At 44.2% G+C, this 4,993-nt stretch carries 3 protein-coding genes; all 3 read left to right on the top strand.

Annotated features, from left to right (window positions below):
* On the top strand, nt 1-2,157 hold a 2,157-nt coding region (locus HRU21_11480; protein ID NRA42910.1), incomplete at its 5' end, for an SDR family NAD(P)-dependent oxidoreductase.
* Nucleotides 2,124-3,002: a polyketide synthase dehydratase domain-containing protein gene (locus tag HRU21_11485; protein ID NRA42911.1), complete on the top strand. Its 879-nt coding sequence runs from the start codon at nt 2,124-2,126 to the stop codon at nt 3,000-3,002. The genes HRU21_11480 and HRU21_11485, both read left to right, overlap by 34 nt.
* A gap of 21 nt (nt 3,003-3,023) precedes the next feature.
* A partial coding sequence (locus tag HRU21_11490; protein NRA42912.1) for a hypothetical protein occupies nt 3,024-4,993 on the top strand: 1,970 nt, incomplete at its 3' end.

Below are 4,993 nucleotides of genomic sequence, written 5' to 3' on the forward strand. Positions count from 1 at the left end.
ATGGAAGCGGACTTAGGTATCGACTCGATTAAGCGTGTTGAAATCTTAGGCGCTGTACAAGATGAATTACCTGAGTTGCCAGAGCTTAACCCCGAAGATTTAGCTGAGCTTCGTACGCTTGGTCAAATTGTTGATTATATGAACAGTAAGCTGCCAGCAGCCGACAACTCTTTAGAAATAACACAAGAAGCGACTCAGCCTGCTATAGCAGCAGTTGATATCACGGCATTTTCAAATACCTTAATCGAAGTGGTATCTGAAAAAACCGGCTACCCAAAAGAAATGCTTGAGCTTGATATGGATATGGAGGCCGACCTTGGTATTGATTCAATCAAGCGTGTTGAAATTTTAGGTGCGGTACAAGATGCATTGCCAGGTTTACCCGAGCTTGACGCTGAAACCTTGGCTGAAATGCGCACCTTAAAAGAAATTACAGATGCCTTTACGTCTCGTTCTGCATCAACTTTTGCTAATACTGCAGCTAATGATGACGCGGCATCTTTAGATACGGCTGAGTCAACGGTCGTAAAATTTAAGTCGCCAACAGCGACTGCAGAAGTAGAACGCCTTGGCAGCTTACTTCAGGATGCGCAGGATTTAGCGTCATTGAGCAGCTTGATTATTGATGACGGCAACGGTGTCGCTGTGAGCCTATGCAGCCAGTTAATTAAGGCTGGTGGCAAGGTTTCAGTGATTAAGCCAGCTTGGGTGAAGTCAACCACAAAGAAAAATTTTGATGCAAATGCGGTAGTGTTAGAGCTTGCTGAGATTGATGAACTAGCGATTCAAGATTTCATCGCTGCACAAGGTCAGTTAGACCTTGTGTTTAGCCTGTCAGCTAAAGTAGCTCAAAAAACAATGCGGTTTACTGATGAAGCAAAGTCATCTGTATTACTGAGCTTTTTAACCGCTAAGTTTTCAGCGATAAAAGCTTCATCAGCTGCACGTCCAGCGTTTATTGCGATGACGCGCCAAGGTGGTCAGTTCGGTTTTCATGATGAACAGTCCGGCTTAGTGCAAGGCGGTATCAGTGGCTTAGTGAAAACCTTAAAACAAGAATGGGACAATGTATTTTGTCGCACACTTGATATAGCCAATAAGTTTACAGCGGAAAAATGCGCCGATATTCTTTTAGCGGAATATCAAGCAGCTGATACCTCACATGCCGAGGTTGGCTACGATGATGATGGTCGTTTAACTCTGAGTGCGGTAGCCACCGATAGTTTTAACTTAGAGCAAGATGCCACATTTAATCAAGACAGCGTGTTTTTAGTTTCAGGGGGTGCAAAAGGTGTCACGGCACATTGTGTTGTTGAGCTGGCAAAAAAACATCAGTGTCAGTTTATCTTACTGGGTCGTAGCCGCTTCGATGCCAATCAACCAGATTGGGCAAGCGGTTTAACAGAGCAAGCGGATCTAAATAAAGCGGCAATGGCTGCTATCACCTCAGAGGGTGAAAAGCCAACGCCAGTAGCAGTGAAAAAGATGGTAGATAATGTGCTGGCGAATAGAGAAATTGCTAACACCCTAGCTGCGATTACAGCAGCTGGCGGTAAAGCACACTATGGTAGCGCCGATGTTACCAATGTTGCAGAGATAAAAGCCGTCATCAGTGATGCACAAAACGCTGGCATTGCTAAAGTGACGGGCATTATTCACGGTGCGGGTGTGCTTGCCGATAAGTTTATCGAAGATAAATCGGTTGCCGACTTTAATGCTGTTTTTGATACAAAAATTACTGGTTTCCAAGCCTTGTTAGATGCTGCGGGTAAAAATTTGGATGCTCTGGTGATGTTTTCATCAGCAGCAGGCTTTTATGGCAATCCCGGTCAATCTGACTACGCAATTGCAAATGATGTGTTAAATAAAATCGCCGTGCGTTTTAAGCAACAAAACCCAGCTGCACAAGCGTTGAGCTTTAATTGGGGGCCTTGGGATGGTGGCATGGTAACCGCGGAGTTAAAGAAAATGTTTGCTGCGCGCGGTGTCTATATTATTCCCTTGGATACCGGTGCTGATATTTTAGTGCATGAACTTTGCGCAACCACGAATCGCTCACCAATTATTCTGGTTGGTAACGATATGGCAGGTCATGAAGGAAAGGGTGCAAGCGAAAAAAAGTCATTAGCCGCCAGCAGCAGTTTGCATTACCACTAAAGGCGGCCGAGATACAGTTTCTTAATGATCATCGCATTGGTGAATTCGCGGTGTTGCCCACCGTTTGTGCTCAGGCGTGGATGATAGATGCTGCAGCCTTAGCGTTGCAGGTGAATACAGATATAAATATGCCCATTTTGAATGACTATAAGTTGTTTAAAGGCGTGGTGTTTGATGGTGCTGCACCCAGCAGCTTAGTCCTTGATATTAGCGTTTCTGATTGTGAATCTATTGCTGATGTTAAAGTCAGCAGTGTAAAAGCTGATGGAAAGCCACTCTTTCATTATGCAGCAGCTATAAGTTTTGCTGAGCGTGATGCAGCGCCTGTGCAACGTTTCGCGATACCAGAGCTAGTAAAGTCTGCTGATCTCAGTTCCAGTTGGTACCACGATGGCACCTTGTTTCATGGTGACAGTTTGCAGGGTATTGAAGCCATCTGCTTTGACGATGCGGCTCAAACTGCATCGATGTGGGCGCGCTGTAATTTACCTGAAAGTGCTATGGCTAAAGCCGCGGGTTTTGACTTAACGCAGGCCAGTAGTCAGGTTTTTGCCAATGACCTTGTTTATCAGTCCATGTTGATTTGGGTGCGCGAACAATTAGATTTAGCAGCTCTGCCATCAAGCACGGAAAATTGGAGATACTATCAATCGCCTGCTGTAAATGAGGCGTTTTACTTATATCTGCACAATGTCTGTGTCAGCGGCAATAGTGTTAAGGCAGATATTAGCATGTTATCTGATACAGGTGATTTGTTAGCTAATATTACTGGTTGTGAAGTTACAGCTAGTGAAAATCTTAAACAAGCATTTGTGCGAAAATCCCGCAATGCTGATAAAGCGTAGTTGACGCATAGACGCTAGCAGATGTCAGAATATCAATTACAACATAGGCTTTATTTAACAGCAGCGGAAGTTTTAGCGGTTGATATATGCGGCTTAGATCATTTTCATCGCCAGAGCTACAAGCCTAGCGATAATTTTGTGCCTGGCGTCAACCAGCCAATGGCTGCTGAAAGTGTGCAAACGCAAATAAGCTATATGATGTCTCAATTAACACAGCAGCTAAACAATAAGCCTATTGCGCAGCTTTTTATTATTGCTGATCAGTCAGTGAAAGATGTCATCGCTGCTAGTCAAGTTTTTGAGCATGGTTTTGCCATGCAGCTAGAATATGCAAACAGTGTTGTAGACGCTTTAGCTCAGTTTGACCAATCTGAATTGACTAACGCAGCTATCTTGGCGATTGACAATAGCTTTGAAGAAGCTAATGAAAAAGCTAGTGAAGATGCAACGACGCAGTGTGCTGATATTGCAAGACATATAAGCTTTTCCGAAAGTTTTACTGCTTACCCAGATGCTTCAGGTCTGGCTGCAATTGTGTTAGATAAAAGTCTTGATAAAGATCAGTTTTATTTAAGCTCGATTGAGCAGGCTATTTTAACAATTGATGATGCTATTCTAAATCAAACGGCATTAACTGAATATCTGCATCAACAGCATGATTTGTTCCAGCAAGTTGCCCTCATAGAGACCTCAAGTGTTAACTGCCAAGAGGCAGAGCAAGAGGCGATCCGCTTAAGCAATGCCTATCAATCTAGAGATAGCTTGTCGATTGCCGTGGCATCGGTCAAAGCGCTGCTCGGTAATGGCGGCAGTTTTACCGATTTAGCGGCTATTATTCATGCCAGCCTATGTTGTCAGCAGCGTTATCTTGCTGGTGTGAGTAATTGGCAAAAGCCAGCGAGTTCAAGCTGGTATAGCAGCCCTTTTTATTTCGCCACAGAATCAAGGCCTTGGTATCTTGAAAACGACCATCAGCAGCGTGTTGCAGCCGTTAACTTAAGCCATGCACATCTGTTTATCGCTGATAATCCTGCCGATACAGAGCGTCTGAATGGGTTTTTAAGCCTGAGTCATATCAAACTTTTTCCCGTGTTTGGTAACTCTGAACAAGAGCTTTTAGCTTGCCTTAACAGTCTTAAGCAACAGCTAGCAGTGGGCCTGTCAACTAACCCGCATATTTTATATGAGCTGCGTAATGCAATGTTTCAGCAAGCTTTGGCTGGCATGCGCGAATCTGTTGAAAAAGGTGCAGTGATAAGCCCGGATGCAGATTATATCGCTGTTTTGTTGGCTGAAAACAGTGATGAGTTATTTGCTGAAATAGAAAAAGCTGAGTCAGGCATTGCTGATGCGTTTGCAAATAAAGCTGAGTGGAAGACACCGAAAGGTTCTTATTTTACCGCTCAGTCCGTCAATGCAGCTAAACAAGATGCTGGCCTAGATAGCAAAAGTAGCCAAGATAACGTTTGTTTTTTATATCCCGGCATTGGTGCAACGTATGTCGGAATTGGCCGTGACTTATTTCAACTGTTCCCCGAAATTTATCATCAAATCGATCTGATGGCCGATAGCCTAATCGATAGCATGAAAGACCGTATTATTAATCCGCGCAGTATCGATAAGCTTGGCTTTAAGGAGCTAAAAGAAATTGATTCTTCCTTACGTAACCACTTAGCCGATATTGCTGAATGTGGCGTTGCTTATGCGGTGATTTTTACCCGTATCTTGCAAGCAGCGCTTGGCGTTAAAGCTGATTTTGCAGCGGGCTATAGCATGGGCGAGATTAGCATGTTTGCAGGGCTTGGCTGCTGGCAAAAACCTGGTCTGATGAGTGAGAGATTGGCTGAGTCTGATACCTTTAATGAGCGTTTATCCGGCGACTTGAAAGCCTTGAAGGCGCACTGGGGGATGCCTGAAAACGCCGCGGTTAAAGAGAAACTTTGGGAAACCTATACGCTAAAAGCAACGCCTGAAGCTGTGGCTAAAGCTGC

It is taken from the genome of Pseudomonadales bacterium (assembly GCA_013215025.1).
Classification (GTDB): domain Bacteria; phylum Pseudomonadota; class Gammaproteobacteria; order Pseudomonadales; family DT-91; genus DT-91.